We start from the raw sequence: 15,584 nt of genomic DNA on the forward strand, positions 1-15,584 counted from the left end.
CGTCACCTCCACGTGAAAAGACTTCAGGACGTCCCGAGCGAGGCGCGGCCCTTCAGCGGCTCCCACCACGCGCGGTTGTCCGCGTACCAGCGCACCGTACCCGCCAGACCGTCCTCGAAGGACACCCGCGGAGCGTAACCGAGCTCACCGCTGATCTTGGTGATGTCGACGGAGTAGCGCCGGTCGTGGCCCTTGCGGTCGGTCACGGGTTCCACGCGCTCCCAGCCGACCCCGACGGCCTCCAGCAGCCGGCCGGTCAGCTCGCGGTTCGTGAGCTCCGTGCCGCCGCCGATGTTGTAGATCTCGCCGGGCCTGCCGCCGTCGGCGACGAGCTGGATGCCGTGGCAGTGGTCGTCGACGTGGAGCCAGTCGCGCACGTTCAGGCCGTCGCCGTAGAGGGGCACTTTCAGGCCGTCGAGGAGGTTGGTGACGAACAGCGGGATCACCTTCTCCGGGAACTGGTACGGCCCGTAGTTGTTCGAGCACCGCGTGACGCACACGGGCAGCCCGTGCGTGCGGAAGTACGACCGCGCGATCAGGTCTGACGACGCCTTCGAAGCCGAGTACGGCGAATTCGGCTCCAGCACGTGGTCCTCCGACCACGAACCGTCCTCGATGGACCCGTAGACCTCGTCGGTGGACACGTGCACGAACTTGCCCACGCCCGCCTCCAGCGAGGCCTGCAGCAGCGTCTGGGTCCCCAGCACGTTGGTGAGCACGAAGTCGGCCGACCCGAGGATCGAACGGTCCACATGCGACTCAGCGGCGAAGTGCACGACCAGGTCGGCACCGCGCACCAGGTCGGTGACCAGCGGGGCGTCGCAGATGTCACCGCGCACGAAGCGCAGGCGGGGGCTGTCGGCGACCGGCGCGAGGTTGGCCTCGTTGCCCGCGTACGTGAGCTTGTCGAGCACCACCACCTCGGCGTCACCCAGCGTCGGGTAGGCACCCGAAATCACCTGCCGGACGTAGTGCGATCCGATGAACCCCGCACCGCCCGTGACCAGGACCCGCATCCTCTTCCGCCTTCCTGCCCGTCTCCCGTGCCCGACCGGGCAATCAGACCACCAGCCTACGGATGGCTCACACGAGACTCGGTACAGTCTCCAGCAGGCACGCTGGTGCCCAGCGGGGCATGGTCGGGGGAGGAACGCGTGACCGAGTGGCCCGGGTCACCGATACCCGCACAGCGCGGCCGCGTCGTGGTCGTCGCACTGCGCCGCGGTGGCAAGGTCTTCCTGTCCCTCTTGTCGATCGTCATCCTCGCGCTCACGTGGTACGGCTGGCAGTTCATCGGCGATCCGCAGCACGGGTTCACGACCACCGAGATCTTCGACCAGCCGCAGGTGCACGCGAAGCCGCTCGACGGCGCCGTCGACATCCTCCTGGTCGGCCAGGACAGCCGCACCGACGCGCAGGGCAACCCGCTGCCGCGCGAGGTGCTCGACATGCTCCACGCCGGTATCGCCGACGGGGAGAAGCAGACGGACACGATGATCCTCGTGCACATCCCGCAGAAGGGGGAGCACGCGATCGCGATCTCGTTCCCGCGCGACTCCTACGTGGAGATCACCGGCGGCTTCGGCAAGCACAAGCTCAACAGCGCGTACGTGTACGCCTACAACGACACGTTCAAGACGCTGCAGAACCACGGCGACACCGATCTCATGGACGTCGACGAGAAGTCGAAGGTCGCCGGCCGCAAGAACCTCGTGGCCACGCTCGAGAAGTTCATCGGCAAGCCGGGCATGATCGACCGCTACGCCGAGGTGAACCTCGCGAGCTTCTACGAGATCACCAAGGCCATCGGCGGCGTCGACGTGTGCCTCAAGGCGCCGGTGAAGGAGAAGAAGTCCGGCGTGGACCTGCCGGCGGGCCGGCAGACGATCCAGGGCGTGCAGGCGCTCGCGTTCGTGCGTCAGCGCTACGGCCTGCAGGGCGGCGACCTCGACCGCATCGCGCGCCAGCAGGCGTTCCTGTCGGGCCTGGCCCGCAAGGTGCTCTCGAGCGACGTGCTGGCCGACCCGGTAAAGATCGCCCAACTGGTCGACGCGGTGAAGAAGTCCGTGGTGCTGTCGGCGGGCTGGGACCTCACCGAGTTCGCGGAGCAGATGCGCGGGTTGACGGGCGGCAACGTCGAGTTCCACACCATCCCCACGCAAGGCGACGCGGTGATCGGGGGCGCGGACGTGCTGCGCGTCGACCCGGCGCAGGTGCAGGCCGAGGTCGGCCGGCTGACTTCCGACGGGGTGCCCGCTTCGTCAGCCACGCCCACCGCCTCGACGCTGCCCGGCGCGAACGCCGTGACGGTCGAACTGTTCGACGGCAGCGGCACGGGTGTCGCGACGCAGACGCACACCCTGTTGCAAGGCAAGGGTTTCACGCTCACGAACGACACGCGGCTGGCCACCCGCTCGGCCACGGTGCTGCGCTACAACCCGGCCGACGAGAGCGCGCTCGCGCTCGTGCGCCAGGCGCTCGGCGGCGACCTCCAGGCCGAGCCGGACTCCGACGTCGCGGCCGGGCACGTGCGGGTGCTGCTGGGCAAGGACCGCGCCGGGACGAACGCCGGCCCGGGCTCCGCGGTGACAACGACGTCGAACGCGCCGGTTTCGAAGCCGGTCTCGCCGCCGCCGTCGACGGCTCCGCCGATCACGGCCGGCGGAGTGCCCTGCGTCAACTAGAGTCGGGCACTCAGCGTGGTGGCCGGGGGCGGCCTCTAGGCTGGGCACGGGGAGGTACGTGGGGTGGCAGAGCACAGCGACGAGCACCGGGGCGAGCCGGAACGGGAGACCGAGGCCCCCGAGCCGACGTCGGAACCCGAGGTCGACGAGGCAGCCGGCGAGGCTGAGCCGGTCGACGACGAACCAGTCGCCGGCGAAGGTGCGGCCGACGACGAGCCAACCTCGGAACCGGGTACGGACAGTGACGAACCGGGCGAGTGGAAGCCCTCGCCCTACCCCCGGATGGACCTGCCGCAGCCGACCCCGCGCACCGCGGGTGCCCACCGCCGCCCCGGCCGCGCCGGGCGCATCACCCGCCGGATCGCGCTCGGACTGGTGTCGGTGCTCGCGCTGGGCGTCACCGGCTACGCGTGGGCGACGAAGGACCAGCTGCAGAGCAAGGTCCCCACGACCGACGTCCTCATCCCCCGCGCCGGGGAACCGCCCGCGCCGCCGGCCGACGACGGCGCGACCGACATCCTGCTCGTCGGCAGCGACGCGCGCACCGACGCGCAGGGCAACCCGCTGCCGACGAGCGTGCTGAAGTCGCTGCGCACCGAGGAGAAGGCGGGGATCAACACCGACACGATCATCCTGCTGCGCTTCCCCAAGGACGGCGGCAAACCGTCGGGCGTCTCGATCCCGCGCGACAGCTGGGTCACCATCCCCGGCCGCGGCCAAGCCAAGATCAACTCGGCGTACGGCGTGGCGAAGGCCCAGTTCGCGAACGCCGAGCGCGCCAAGGGCGAGCGCGACCAGGCCAAGATCGAGCGCGACTCCGACGCGGAGGGCCGGCGGGTACTGGTCCAGACCGTGCAGGACCTCACGCGGGTCCGCGTGGACCACTACGCCGAGATCAACCTGCTGGGCTTCTACCTGCTCACAGAGGCGCTCGGCGGTGTGCAGGTGTGCCTGAACCACGCGACGTCGGACAAGGACTCGGGCGCCGACTTCCGCCGCGGCGTGCAGAAGGTGTCGGGCGGAGAGGCGCTGTCGTTCGTGCGCCAGCGCAAGAACCTGCCGCACGGCGACCTGGACCGGATCGTGCGGCAGCAGGCTTTCCTTTCCTCGGCGCTGCACCAGGCGCTTTCGGCGGGCACCCTGACCAGCCCGGGGACCATGGGCAACCTGATGGACGCCGTGCACCGCTCGATCGTGCTCGACGACGGACTCGACGTGCTCGACTTCGCGCAGCAGGTGAAGGGCGTCGCGTCGGGCGACCTGTCCTTTTCGACGGTCCCGGTGATCACCGCGAACGGACGCAGCGCCGACGGGCAGAGCATCGTCGAGCTGGATCCCGCCGCGGTGCGCACGTTCGTGGCCGGCCTGGTCGGGCGCGCGCCGGCGGGTGGCGGTGGGGCCGCCGCCGGGGCGCCTGTGCTCCAGCTGCAGTCGGGTATCCCCGGTGTGCCCTGCGTCAACTGACTAGCCTGGCACCATGAGGGAGCTTGCGACCGAATCATCCAACACAGCGTCTTCGGCGCACGGCGCACCGAGCGTCAGCGAGGTGGGCGCATGAGTTTGACCGAAGAGCTGTTGCGGCCTCTGCTGGCGTCACCCGCGAAGCCGCTGGTCACGCACTACGACGACCAGCTCGGCAGCCGGGTCGAACTGTCGGTGGCGACCACGCTGAACTGGGCCGCGAAAACGGCCAACTGGCTCGTCGACGAGTTCGACGTCGAACCGGGAGACGACGTCGCCGTGCGGCTGCCCGCGCACTGGCAGACCGCCGGCGTCCTGCTCGGCGCCTGGTGGGCCGGCGCCCGCGTGGTCGCGGCCGATGACGGCGCCCGCGTGGTCTTCGTCGGCCCGGACGACTCGGTCGACGCGCCCGCCGTCGCCGTCGTCTCGCTCGACCCCATGGGCCGCGGCCTCTCGACGCCCCCGCCCGGCGGCGCCCTGGACTACCTCACCGAGGCCCGCTCGTCGGGCGACCAGTTCACGTCGCTGTCCCCGATCCCCGGTGACACCCCCGCACTGGGTCCGTCCACAGTGGACGAAGTGCTGGCCGAAGCGCGTTCCCGCGCCGAGAAGCTCGGCCTGACCGCCGCGGACCGCGTGCTGTCCACCCTGGACTGGACCGTGCCGGACGGCGTGCTCGACGGGCTGCTCGTACCGCTCGCCGCGAGCGCCCACCTGGTGCAGGTCACGCACGCGGACCCGGAGAAGCTCGCCCGCAAGCGCGAAGCCGAACGCACCACCGCCGACCTGACTTAGGGCGTGTTCGACAAAAGTTGCGGCTGGGGAACGCGGCTGGGTGTGTCGCGGTTCGAGTTGCTGTCGGATGAGCAGTGGGTGTTGATCGAGGACTTGTTGCCGGTTCGCTCGGGTGAGCGTGTTCGCCCGTTCTCCGATGCACGGGCGCGATCTCGGTCGACTCCACGATCGCGCGGGCGCACCGGCACACCACCAACATCACCCGCCGCACAAGAGGATCGAACTACACGGATCCCGCTTGATCATGCGATTGGCCGTCCCGTGGCGGTGGGAGCACGTCCGCGGGAGCAAGGCCTACTGCTCGCGCGCGGTCCGCGGGCACCCAGCCGACAGCGGTGAGCTCGACCCGAGCCCGCCGGCACCCGAGGTCAGGCCGTTCTCAGCGCCCGACCCGCGCCTGCCGCCCGCGCAGTTGCGCCGGAACAGCACGTGGTCGAGCGAGAGACGGCCGCCGTTGAAGCCGAGGGCGAGGGCGGCGAGGCCGAGCACCAGGACGAGCTCGCAGCCGCCCCGTGCCGGTGAGGCCGTGGGGGCGTGGACCGAGATCAGGGCGCCGGCCGTGTGCACGACGTGGCCGAGCACGACGAGCGGCAGCAGGAAGCCGGCGACGAACGCGACGGAGCCGAGCACCTCCAGCACGATCACGAAGACCGCCGCGACGCCGGGCAGAGTGATCGACAGGAACCGCGGAAATACTCACTGTACGCGTCCGGCACCGATGGGTATGGTCCCGAAATCCACGACGGTGAGGAGACCCCGATGCGCCGACAGACCGATCGACCCCAGTTCGGCCTGTCCCCCGCACCGATGGGACCTCACCCGCGTATGCACACCCTGACCCTTGGCATCCTCGCGCACGTCGACGCCGGTAAGACGAGCCTGACCGAGCGCCTGCTCTTCGAGACCGGCGTGATCGATCACCTCGGCAGCGTCGACGGCGGCGACACCCAGACCGATTCGCTGGACCTCGAACACCGCCGCGGCATCACGATCAAGTCCGCTGTGGTCGCCGTGACCACGGACGAGCACCGGCTCACGCTCGTGGACACCCCCGGCCACTCCGACTTCATCGCCGAGGTCGAGCGCGTCCTCGGCGTGCTCGACGGCGCCGTGCTCGTCGTGTCCGCAACCGACGGCGTCCAGGCCCAGACGCGGGTGCTGATGCGCACGCTCAGGCGGCTCGGCATTCCCGTGCTCGTGTTCGTCAACAAGATCGACCGCGCCGGCGCGCAAGAGGCGACGCTGCTGCACGCGCTGCGCACCCGGCTCTCGCCGCGCTGCGTCGCGCTCGACACGGTCACCGGACTCGGCACCCCACAGGCGAAACCCGCGCCCCTGCCACCCGGTCCGGCCCTCGCCGACGCGCTGGCGGACGACGACGAATTCCTGGCCTCCTATGTGGACGGTGGTGAGCCCGACTACCAAGCGGCCCTGGCTCGGCAGGTCGCGCTTGGCGCCGTGCACCGGTGGTCTTCGGCTCCGCGATCACGGGCACCGGCGTCGCTTCGCTGGTTTCCCGGGTGCGTGAACTGTTCCCCGCGCGGGAACGAACCGATGCCGGCCCGCTGTCCGCCACCGTGTTCAAGATCGAACGCGGCCCCGGGAAGATCGCGTACGTCCGCGTGCGATCCGGCGCGCTGGCCGTGAGGCGACCGCTCTCGTACCACCGCCGCACGGCCGAAGGGACCGTCGAGCTGACCGGCCGCGCGTCCGCTGTGCGCGTTTACGAACACGGCGCCCAGCCGGTGGACGACATCGCGTGCGCGGGCGACGTCGCGCGCGTTCGGGGGCTGAAGGACGTCCGCATCGGTGACCGCCTCGGTGCGCCGCCGGACCCGGACGAAGGCTCGGGGTTCTTCGCGCCGACCACCCTGGAAACCCTGGTGCGCCCGAAGAACCCGGACGACAGCATCGCCCTGTACGCGGCACTGGAACGACTGTCCGAACAGGACCCGCTGATCAGCGTCCGCCGGCACTAGCAGGACCTCTCCGTGCAGCTCTACGGCGAAGTGCAGAAGGAAGTCCTCCGCTCGACGCTCGACGAGGAGTTCGGCCTGCGGGCGGTCTTCGAGGAGTCCCGCATCCTGCCGGCCGAGCGCCTGTGCGGCTGCGGCCACGCCGTCCGCCGCCCGGCTCCCGACGAACGCGTCTTCTTCTGGGCGACGGTCGGCCTGCGCGTCGAGCCCGGCCCGCCCGGCTCCGGCGTCGACTACCGGCTAGAGGTCGAACTGGGTTCGCTGCCGCCGGCGTGCCACAAGGCCATCGAGGAGACCGTCCGTGAGGCTCTCCGCCACGGTCCCACGGTCACCCGGTGATCGACTGCGTGGTCACCCTCACCGACACCGCGTTCTACCCGCCGCTGTCCACCGCGAGCGACTTCCGCGGCATGATCCCGCTCGTCCTGCGCGCCGCCCTGCGCCGCGCCGGCACCCGCGTGCACGAGCCGGTGCACCGCTTCGAGGTCGACGCCCCGGCCGGCGCGCTGAGCGGCCTGCTCCGCAAGCTCGTCGACCTCCGCGGTGTCCCCGACGAGCCCACGGTGACGCCCACTTCCTGCACTCTCACGGGCACGATCCCCGCCGCAACCGTGCCCGCGTTCGAGCAGGCGCTGCCCCCGTTGTCCCATGGCGAGGGGGTGTTCTTCAGCGAGTTCACGGAGTACCGCCCGAAGTGACGCTCACCGCCGCTGCGCCCACGCGGCCCCGCCGCAGTACCCGCCGAACGCGGCCAGCCCCAGCGCGACGACCGTCAGCACCACCGGTCCCAGCGGCTGGTCGGCCAAGGTGCGCAGTGCTTTGTCGAGACCGCCGGCCTCGTGGGCGTCGGAGCGCAGGCCCGAGTACGCGAGGAGCGCTGCCACCACCGCGAACACCACACCTTTCGCGAGGTAGCCGCCGGTGCCGAGGCGCGTCACCCACCGCCGCGTCGCCGGCGGCAGCTCGACGATGTTCAGGTCCTCGCGGAACGTCTGCCGCACGCCCTTGACCCCGGACGCGACGGCGACCACGGCGACGCAGATCGCGACGACCACCACGATCGCCGGCCCCGCCGGCAGGGCGAGAAGCCTCGCCGTGACCTCCTGCTGCTTCTGGTTCCCCCCGGCGGTGCCGGCCCCGAGTGCGATGCGGATCGCGCTGTAGCCCAGCGCGAACACGACGATCGCGCGGCCGGCCGAGCCGAGGCGCTTGCGCACCCGCTCGCCACCGCGGGTCCACTCGTACCCCGTTGCGGTCATGAGCACCTGCCACAACCCGAAGGCGATCAGCCCGAGCGCGAGCACCCACAGCACCACGCGGCCGAACGACGTCGAGCCGACCTCCTGCAGGGCGCCGGTCTGGTCCGCGGGCGCGCGGCTGCCGCCGAACGCGATGCGCAGCGCGAGGTAGGCGACGACCAAGTGCACCAGGCCGTAGCAGACCAGCCCGGCGCGGCCGAGCGCCTGTGCCACTTTGCTGCGCCGGGGGTTCTCGACGCGGGGTCTCTCAGCGGGGCCGGCGTGGGGAGCGGGCGAGTTCATCGGGCACCTCCGTGCCCTCGCTCTTACCCGCCCGAACCGGCGGTTATCCGCACGCGGCGGCGAACTGGGCCGTTCGGCGCAAGCCGCTCAGGCCGGTCGGCGGCGCACCGAATCCAGCGCGGCCCAGCCGCCGTGGGTGGCGAGCAGCGTGAGCACCTGCTCGGCGTGCGCGGCGAAGCGCTGCAGGTCCTCGTGGAGTTTCGTCGCGCGGTCCGGGTCCAGGGGTGCGTAGTCGTCCCACCAGAGGCCGATGACGGCGCTCGCGCAGAGCACCAGTCCCTGGATGACGTGCACGAACTCCTCCACCGGATCGGCGCAGGACTGGCGGTAACAGGTCTCGATGTCGTCGCAGGCTTCGAGGAGGTCCCGGAGCTGGTCGACAGCGTCGGCGGGCGTGCCGTTCCACGCGGCGCTCGGCCAGGCGCGATCGCTCAGCTCGAGCCACAGGCGCCAGCCGGCGACCAGCTCGGCGTCGTCGCGCGGCTTCCAGGTGTCAGGGACCGGCCAGAACATGCCGACGACTGTGACACTCGCCGAGCGGCCTGCACAACCGGAATGGCCCAACGGGTCGAAAAGACTTCGCGTTCGTACCCTCTTTCCGCGATCCTCGAAGCGTGCTCATCCGCGACGCGACGGGCGAAGACTGGCCCGCCATCTGGCCGTTCCTGCACGACATCGTCGCCGCCGGCGAGACCTACACGTTGCCGCGCGACCTGCGCGAACAGGACGCGCGAGCCCTCTGGTACCAGAAGCCGCCCGGCCGGACCGTGGTCGCCGTGGCAGAGTCCGGAACCGTGCTCGGCTCGGCGAAGGTGTGCCCGAACCAGCAGGGCCCGGGCGCGCACGTCGCCAATGCCAGCTTCATGGTCGACCCGGCGCGGTCCGGTCAGGGCGTCGGGCGGGCGCTCGGCGCGCGCCACGGGCTACCGCGCGATGCAGTTCAACGCCGTGGTCGAAACCAACACCCACGCGGTGGCCCTGTGGAAGTCACTCGGCTTCACCGTGGTGGGCACGGTGCCCGAAGCGTTCCACCACCCGGTGCACGGCTACGTCGGGTTGCACGTGATGCACCGGTACCTGTAACCGCTGGTCCCACGGGATCAGCTGAGCACCGGCGGCACGAACACGCACTTGGGGGTCCGTGCGTGCGCCGGGTCGAGCGCGTTGAGCACTTCGCGCTGGGCGATCGGGTCGTACGGGATGCCGAGGTGGTCGGTGAAGTCCTGCGCGCAGATGTCCTGCAGCACGATGTTCTCCACGTTCGGCGCCGACTTGAGGAACGCGTTGGTGTAGGGCGTGACGACGTCGTCGAACTTCGTCTGGATCACGGTGTAGGCGATGCCGGGCACGGTGTCGCCACCCGCGTTGAGGTCGGCGAGGAACGCCGAGCCCGTGGACTGCTCGTTGCAGGCCGCGCACGCGACACCCACGAGGTCGCGTGCTGGCGGGATCGCCTGGACGGTGCTCAGCAGGCCGTATAGGCTCGTGCCGTGGTTCGACGGCGAGAGCCCGATGAGCTTGTCGATCTTCGCGGCGCCGCCCAAGTACTTGATCCAGTAGCGCGGGTTCATGCCGCCCTGCGAGTGTCCGACGATGTCGAGCTTCGCCGCGCCGGTTGCCGCGAGCACCTCGTCGCCGAACTGCGCGAGCTGCGCCGCGGTACCTGCGACCGGCCCGACGGTCTGCAGGAAGCTGCCCGGCGAACCGCCGAAGTTGCCGGCGAACACGCAGTAGCCTTCGTCGGCGAGGACCTGCGAGAGGTTCGCCCAGTTCTCGTACGCGTTGGCTGTGGTGCCGTTGGACAGCAGCACCGGGTACGGGTGGTCCACGGTGGGCTTGCAGTTCCAGTCGTTGGCGCCGGGTGGCGCGATGGTCGGCTGGACGACGGAGTAGATCGCCGCCGAGATGATGTTCGGCTGGACGGGACCCGTGGGTTCCTGCACCGCCGCGCCGGCAGTGCCGGTCCCCAGAGCCGCCGCCCCGAGTGCCACCGCGAAGACCACCAGCCGCCGTCCGAACGCGCGCACGCCCATCCCGCTCCACCTCTCTGTGGGAACCCGATGATCACTCAACGGGTCAGCGGGGGAACGGAAACTCGCCCGAGTGGGTTACTTTCCGGCGGCGTTCGCTTCGAGAAACTTCTTCAGGTGCGGGTTCACGTCCGCGGCGTGCGAAAGGCTGAGGAAGTGCGCGCCGCTCACGACCGTCACCAGCGGTTCGGCGTTGGGCAGCGCGGCCACGAGCGTCTCGGCCCTGGCCATCGGGTACTCGCTGTCGCCGCTGCCGTGCAGCACGAGCACGGGCGCCTGGATCTCGCCGGCGCGTTCGAGCACGCTGTCGCGGCTGATGAGCGTCTCCATGATCCGCTGGAAGTGCTCGCCCGAAACCCCGAGCCACTTCTGCTTCCACGCTGAGGCGTCGTAGTCACCGAGGCAGAACACGGCCACGCCGTCGACCAGCGGCTCCGGCCCGGCCTCCAGCCAGGCCGCGATCAGGTGCCGGTAAACGGTGCCGGACCCTTCGGCCTCCGCCTCGGCGGACGTGCCCAGCACCGCCATCGCGGTCACGCGCTCGGGCTCGAGCAACGCCATCCGCAGCGCGATGAAGCCGCCCTGGCTCGTGCCCACGACGGCGGCCCGTTCGATGCCGAGGTGGTCCAGCACGCCGAAGGTGTCGCGGGCGACGTCCCAGTAGTCGAAGTCCGCGTCGGCGGGCGTGCCGCCGTGGCCGCGTTCGTCGACCGCGATCAGCCGGAAGTCCGCGCCGAACGCCTCGACTTGCGGCTCCCACATGTCGAGGTCCATCAGGAAGCTGTGCAGGAGCACGACAACCGGACCGTCGCCGCCGTGGTCGACGAAGTGGACCCGCTGCCCACCGTTCACGGTCACTGTGGCCATCCGCACCTCCGCGTCGCGCGTCGACCGGCATTTTCTCGCACGGGGAGCACGGTTTGGCAAGGGTCGTGGGGCCGGAGCAGAGGTCGGCCTGGCGCCTGGAGACCTGGTCGAGCGCGGCGTCGCCGGCGAGGCCGGGGCTACCTTCCGGCGACGTGCGTGGCGAGGAAACCCTTGGGGTGGGGGTTGACCTGTGCGGCGTGGGTGAGGCTGAGGAAGTGGGCGCCGTCCTCGATCGGCACGAGGGGTTCGGCGTGCGGCAGGCCGGCGACGAGCGCTTCGGCCTGCGCCATCGCGTACGCGCGGTCGGCGGTGCCGTGCAGGACCAGCGTCGGCGCCTGGATCTCGCCGAGCCGGTCGGCCAGGCTGTCGCGGCCGGTCAGGACGTGGATGAGCATGCGGGCGTGGTCGCCCTGCACGCGTTCGCGCCACCGGGCTTTCCAGGGACCCGCACCGGCGAACCCGTCGCCGAAGCAGATCGCGGCCACGCCCTCGATCACGTCGTCGGCTCCACCCTGCGCGAAGACCTCGCCGATCTGCCGGTACACGGCGGCGTACTCCGGGGTTTCGGCGTCGGCGGAGGTCCCCAGCACCGCCAGCGCCGTGATCCGCTCCGGCGCGAGCAGCGCCATGCGCATCCCGATGAACCCGCCCTGGCTGGTGCCGATCACGGCGGTGCGCTCGACGCCGAGGTGGTCGAGCACCGCGAAAGCGTCGCGGGCCACGTCCCAGTAGTCGAACGGCCGGTCGGCCGGGGTTTCGCCGTGGCCGCGCTCGTCGATCGCGATCACGCGGTAGTCGGCGCCGAGGGCCTCGATCTGCGGCTGCCACATCTCGTGGTCCATCAGGAAGCTGTGCAGCATCAAGACAGCCGGGCCGTCGCCGCCGTGGTCGACGTAATGCACCTGTTGTCCGCCCGGCACCGTCACCGAAGTCATGCGTACCTCCACCTGAGACAGACGAAGAATTTGTCTCACGCCGGTCGTGGTTTGGCAAGCCGCGCCCGTTGTCAGCCACAATGCCCGGATGACCGGCTCGCCCTCCACCGACGACGTCGTCCGCGCGGCGACCGAGGCGTACCTGCGCGGCGAGTCGATCGACATGTCGGCACTGGCCGCCGAGCTCGGCCTGAGCCGCGCCACGCTGTACCGGCGCGTCGGCAACCACGAGCAGCTGCTCGGCCGCGTCCTCGCCGACAGCACCGAGCGGACTTACCGCGCGGTCGAGGCCGGCGTGACCGGTCCCCCCGGCCTCGCGACGACGCTGGTGGTCGTCGAGCGTTTCATGCACACCGTCGTCACCCTGACCCCACTGCGGCAGCTCGCGACCCAAGACCCGGCGCTGTTCGCGAAGGTGATCATGGCGCCGGGAGAGGTCGAGACCCGGGCGACGCAGCTGTTCACAGAGCTGCTCGAGCGCAACGGCCTGCGCTTCGACGTGCCGGCCGCGGCGGTCGCGCAGGCCGTGGTCCGCATCGGCGATTCGTTCATGTACTCCCAGCTCCTCGGCGGCGAACCGCGGCTCGACGACGCGGTGCAGGTCATCGGGCTGCTGCTCGCCACCGCGAAGTGATCACCGGCGGCGCAGGCGCTTGTCGAGGATCGCCGGCGTGGGACTGATGTAGAAGTCGCCCGAGTGCACGTCGACCCCCGGGGCCACGATCTCGTCGATCCGGTCGAGCACGGCCTCGTCCAGCACGACGTCGGCGCCGGCCAGGAGGTCGGCCAGCTGCTCGGGCCGGCGCGGCCCGATGAGCACCGACGTGACGGCCGGGTGGGCGCGGACGAACGCGATCGCCAGGTGCGGCAACGAGATCCCCGCGTCGGCGGCGACGCCGGTGAGCTGTTCGACCGCGGCGGCCTTGGCTTGCACGCCGGGCCGGGAGAGGTCGAACATCTGGGCGCCGCGGCCGGCGTTGCGGTGCCCGGTGGTCGGGTCGGCACGGCCGGAGAGCCAGCCGGCGTTGAGCGGGCCGAAGGTCAGGACGCCCATTCCGTAGCGCTGGGCCGTGGGCAGCACGCGCTGCTCGACCCCGCGCGCGAGGATCGAGTACGGCGGCTGCTCGGTGCGGAAGCGGTGGTGGCCGCGGCGCTCGGCCGCCCACTGCGCTTCGACGGTCTCCTCCGGCGAGAAGAACGAGCTGCCGATCGCGCGGACCTTGCCCTGGCGCACGAGGTCGGACAGCGCGCCGAGCGTCTCGTCGATGTCCGTCGCGGGGTCGGGGCGGTGCAGCTGGTAGAGGTCGACGTAGTCGGTGCCGAGGCGGCGGAGGCTGTCCTCCAGCGCCCGCTTGACCCACCTCGGTGAGGCCCCGCGGTGGTTGGGGTCCTCCCCCATCGGCAGGCCGAACTTGGTCGCGAGCACGACGTCGTCGCGCCGGCCGGCGATCGCCTTGCCGACGATCACCTCCGATTCGCCGCCGGAGTAGACGTCGGCCGTGTCGAGGAAGTTGACGCCCGCGTCGAGCGCCGTGTGGATCATGCGGACCGACTCGTCGTGGTCGGTGTTGCCCATGGCGCCGAACATCATGGTGCCGAGCGCGTATTCGCTCACCGAGATGCCGGTGCCGCCGAGAGTTCTGCGTTCCATGGCTTCCAGCGAACACCGGGCGGGCCGGGGCCGGAAGGACCGGCCGTACCGGGGGTCCAGCAGAACCCCTCTCGCGTGCGTGATCGGCTCTACGCTGGACGCATGAGCGAGCAACTCCGCGAGTTCCTGCGCTCCCGGCGGGCGAAGATCACGCCCGAGGAAGCGGGTCTCACTCCACACCCCGGCCCGCGGCGCGTGCCCGGCCTGCGCCGCGAGGAGGTGGCGCAGCTGGCGGGGGTGAGCGTGGACTACTACGTGCGTCTGGAGCGGGGGCGCAACCTCAACGTCTCCGAATCGGTGCTCGACGCCGTCGCGCGGGCCCTGCGGCTGACCGACCTGGAGCGGACGCACCTGTTCACGCTGGCCAAGCCCACGCGGTCGAAACCGCGGGCGCTGCCACCCCAGCGCGTGCGACCGGGGCTGCAGCTGGTGCTGCAGAGCCTGACGCACGTGCCGGCGCTGGTGCTCGGCCGGAAGATGGACGTGCTCGGGTGGAACCACCTGGCGTGCGTGCTCTACACCGATTTCGCCGCACTGCCGGCGCGCTCTCGCAACATGGCGCGCCTGACGTTCCTGGACGAGGGCGTGCGCTCGCTCTACGTCGACTGGGAGGGCGCGGCGCGCGGCATCGTCGCGTCGCTGCACCTCTACGCCGGGCGCTACCCGCACGATCCGGCGCTCGCGGAGCTCGTCGGCGAGCTTTCGGTGCGCGACCAGGACTTTCGCCGCTGGTGGGCCGACCACGACGTGTTCGAGCGCACCCACGGTGTGAAGCACTTCCGCCACCCGCTCGCCGGCGAGCTGGTCCTGGGCTACGAAGCCCTCACCCCCGCCGGCGATCCCGACCAGACGCTGGGAATCTCCACAGTGGAACCGGGCTCACCGTCGGAGGAACGGCTGCAGCTGCTGGCGAGTTGGACGACACAGGCCACTTCGGACAGTCAGGGTTCCTGAGCCGCGTAGTGCGCGTCGAACCCGGCCTGTCCGAGCTTTGCGACCAGCCGGGTCCGCAGTGCTGCCGCTTCGGCGGCGTCGTCCGGGTCGAGGACTTCGCCGCGGGTGCGCAGGGCCGCCTCGGCCTGCACGAGCAGGCGCGCGGCCCCGGCGGGCTCCCCGTCGGTCTCGGCCAGGACCGCTCGGGCGAGCCCGGCGTACGCCAGCAGGTCTCCCAGGTCGTGCTCGGTCGCGTAGTTCCACACGACGCCGAACAACTCACGGGCCTTCTCCGGGTGGCCCGTCCGCAGTTCGAGGTGGCCGAGGTTGAGCTGCTCCCAGACCACGGCCTCGGCCGGCCCCAGCTCGTGCCGCAGCGCGATGCTTTCGACGTACCCGGCCCGCGCCGCGTCGAACTCGCCGGCCATGCGGGCAATGGCCGCGAGGATGTGCACCGGCGACTTCTGCAGCGCCCGGTCGCCGGCACCGCGAGCCAGGTCGAGGGCCTCGGCCGCGAGCGTCCCGCCCCGCGTGAGGTCGCCACCCCGCACGGCCACGCGCGCCAGCATGCACAGCGCATCGACCTGGCCGGCAACGTCGCCGGCCTCCCGCGCGCGGGTGAGCTCGGCCCGGCTCAGCCGGCCCACGCGCTCCGTCTCCCCACGCCGGAAGGCGGCGAACGCCTGCTCTTCGAACGTGGGCAAATCCGGG

Annotated in this window: 18 protein-coding genes and 2 pseudogenes; 11 read left to right on the forward strand and 9 right to left on the reverse strand. The window is 71.1% G+C overall.

Annotation, left to right across the window (positions count from 1 at the left end):
* Nucleotides 1-23 precede the first annotated feature (23 nt).
* Nucleotides 24-1,016, reverse strand: coding sequence for a dTDP-glucose 4,6-dehydratase (rfbB, locus tag I6J71_RS39025; protein WP_204091441.1), 993 nt, complete (start codon nt 1,014-1,016; stop codon nt 24-26).
* Nucleotides 1,017-1,154: 138 nt separating this feature from the next.
* On the opposite strand from rfbB, the gene I6J71_RS39030 reads away from it, so the two are divergent.
* The 3 genes from I6J71_RS39030 to I6J71_RS39040 all read left to right on the forward strand — a co-directional run bounded on the left by I6J71_RS39030 (nt 1,155) and on the right by I6J71_RS39040 (nt 4,940).
* The gene (locus I6J71_RS39030; protein WP_204091442.1) at nt 1,155-2,684 is read left to right on the forward strand and encodes an LCP family protein; all 1,530 of its coding nucleotides are present in this window, start codon (nt 1,155-1,157) and stop codon (nt 2,682-2,684) included.
* Nucleotides 2,685-2,966: 282 nt separating this feature from the next.
* Nucleotides 2,967-4,148, forward strand: coding sequence for an LCP family protein (locus I6J71_RS39035; RefSeq protein WP_204097457.1), 1,182 nt, complete (start codon nt 2,967-2,969; stop codon nt 4,146-4,148).
* A gap of 90 nt (nt 4,149-4,238) precedes the next feature.
* Complete coding sequence (locus tag I6J71_RS39040; protein WP_204091443.1) at nt 4,239-4,940, forward strand: TIGR03089 family protein; 702 nt, start codon at nt 4,239-4,241, stop codon at nt 4,938-4,940.
* 294 nt (nt 4,941-5,234) lie between these two features.
* Here the strand turns inward: I6J71_RS39040 and I6J71_RS39045 are convergent, their stop codons facing one another.
* Nucleotides 5,235-5,585 (reverse strand): DoxX family protein, encoded by a 351-nt coding sequence (locus I6J71_RS39045; RefSeq protein ID WP_204091444.1) that lies wholly within the window; start codon nt 5,583-5,585, stop codon nt 5,235-5,237.
* Between the two features lie 114 nt (nt 5,586-5,699).
* Between I6J71_RS39045 and I6J71_RS51420 the strand changes: the two genes are divergently transcribed.
* The 4 genes and pseudogenes from I6J71_RS51420 (at nt 5,700) to I6J71_RS51435 (ending at nt 7,614) form a co-directional block, all read left to right on the forward strand.
* Nucleotides 5,700-6,587, forward strand: coding sequence for a GTP-binding protein (locus I6J71_RS51420; RefSeq protein WP_370542033.1), 888 nt, complete (start codon nt 5,700-5,702; stop codon nt 6,585-6,587).
* Nucleotides 6,584-6,919 (forward strand): hypothetical protein, encoded by a 336-nt coding sequence (locus I6J71_RS51425; RefSeq protein WP_370542034.1) that lies wholly within the window; start codon nt 6,584-6,586, stop codon nt 6,917-6,919. Before I6J71_RS51420 ends, I6J71_RS51425 begins: the two co-directional genes overlap by 4 nt.
* 30 nt (nt 6,920-6,949) lie before the next feature.
* Nucleotides 6,950-7,305: pseudogene (locus I6J71_RS51430) on the forward strand (GTP-binding protein); the annotation flags it as partial.
* A 21-nt stretch (nt 7,306-7,326) separates the two neighbouring features.
* Nucleotides 7,327-7,614 carry a hypothetical protein gene (locus tag I6J71_RS51435; protein WP_370542249.1) on the forward strand — a complete coding sequence of 96 codons (288 nt, stop codon included), beginning with the start codon at nt 7,327-7,329 and terminating at the stop codon, nt 7,612-7,614.
* A 3-nt stretch (nt 7,615-7,617) separates the two neighbouring features.
* On the opposite strand, the gene I6J71_RS39055 is transcribed toward I6J71_RS51435, so the two are convergent.
* A complete protein-coding gene (locus I6J71_RS39055; protein WP_204091445.1) occupies nt 7,618-8,457 on the reverse strand; it encodes a DUF1206 domain-containing protein in 840 nt (279 codons plus the stop codon).
* An 87-nt stretch (nt 8,458-8,544) separates the two neighbouring features.
* Complete coding sequence (locus I6J71_RS39060; RefSeq protein ID WP_204091446.1) at nt 8,545-8,970, reverse strand: hypothetical protein; 426 nt, start codon at nt 8,968-8,970, stop codon at nt 8,545-8,547.
* A gap of 254 nt (nt 8,971-9,224) precedes the next feature.
* Between I6J71_RS39060 and I6J71_RS51440 the strand changes: the two are divergent.
* Together I6J71_RS51440 and I6J71_RS51445 are read left to right on the forward strand one after the other, a co-directional pair.
* Nucleotides 9,225-9,305: pseudogene (locus I6J71_RS51440) on the forward strand (GNAT family N-acetyltransferase); the annotation flags it as partial.
* Between the two features lie 4 nt (nt 9,306-9,309).
* The gene (locus tag I6J71_RS51445; RefSeq protein ID WP_370542035.1) at nt 9,310-9,540 is read left to right on the forward strand and encodes an N-acetyltransferase family protein; all 231 of its coding nucleotides are present in this window, start codon (nt 9,310-9,312) and stop codon (nt 9,538-9,540) included.
* 17 nt (nt 9,541-9,557) lie between these two features.
* Here I6J71_RS51445 and I6J71_RS39070 read toward each other — a convergent pair whose 3' ends face one another.
* From I6J71_RS39070 to I6J71_RS39080, 3 genes are all read right to left on the reverse strand, one after another.
* Nucleotides 9,558-10,490, reverse strand: a complete 933-nt coding sequence (locus I6J71_RS39070) for a triacylglycerol lipase (protein WP_204091447.1) — start codon at nt 10,488-10,490, stop codon at nt 9,558-9,560.
* 75 nt (nt 10,491-10,565) lie between these two features.
* Nucleotides 10,566-11,354, reverse strand: a complete 789-nt coding sequence (locus I6J71_RS39075; RefSeq protein WP_204091448.1) for an alpha/beta fold hydrolase — start codon at nt 11,352-11,354, stop codon at nt 10,566-10,568.
* Between the two features lie 137 nt (nt 11,355-11,491).
* Nucleotides 11,492-12,289 carry an alpha/beta fold hydrolase gene (locus I6J71_RS39080; RefSeq protein ID WP_204091449.1) on the reverse strand — a complete coding sequence of 266 codons (798 nt, stop codon included), beginning with the start codon at nt 12,287-12,289 and terminating at the stop codon, nt 11,492-11,494.
* 88 nt (nt 12,290-12,377) lie between these two features.
* Between I6J71_RS39080 and I6J71_RS39085 the strand changes: the two genes are divergently transcribed.
* On the forward strand, nt 12,378-12,923 hold the full coding sequence (locus tag I6J71_RS39085) for a QsdR family transcriptional regulator (RefSeq protein ID WP_204091450.1): 546 nt from the start codon (nt 12,378-12,380) through the stop codon (nt 12,921-12,923).
* Here the strand turns inward: I6J71_RS39085 and I6J71_RS39090 are convergent, their stop codons facing one another.
* Nucleotides 12,924-13,940 carry an aldo/keto reductase gene (locus I6J71_RS39090; RefSeq protein WP_204091451.1) on the reverse strand — a complete coding sequence of 339 codons (1,017 nt, stop codon included), beginning with the start codon at nt 13,938-13,940 and terminating at the stop codon, nt 12,924-12,926.
* A 102-nt stretch (nt 13,941-14,042) separates the two neighbouring features.
* Here I6J71_RS39090 and I6J71_RS39095 point away from each other — a divergent pair, with 102 nt between their 5' ends.
* Nucleotides 14,043-14,894 (forward strand): helix-turn-helix domain-containing protein, encoded by an 852-nt coding sequence (locus tag I6J71_RS39095; protein WP_204091452.1) that lies wholly within the window; start codon nt 14,043-14,045, stop codon nt 14,892-14,894.
* On the opposite strand, the gene I6J71_RS39100 is transcribed toward I6J71_RS39095, so the two are convergent.
* Complete coding sequence (locus tag I6J71_RS39100) at nt 14,882-15,577, reverse strand: hypothetical protein (protein ID WP_204091453.1); 696 nt, start codon at nt 15,575-15,577, stop codon at nt 14,882-14,884. The genes I6J71_RS39095 and I6J71_RS39100 overlap by 13 nt on opposite strands.
* Nucleotides 15,578-15,584 lie beyond the last annotated feature (7 nt).

Source organism: Amycolatopsis sp. FDAARGOS 1241 (assembly GCF_016889705.1).
In the GTDB taxonomy this organism is placed as follows: domain Bacteria; phylum Actinomycetota; class Actinomycetes; order Mycobacteriales; family Pseudonocardiaceae; genus Amycolatopsis.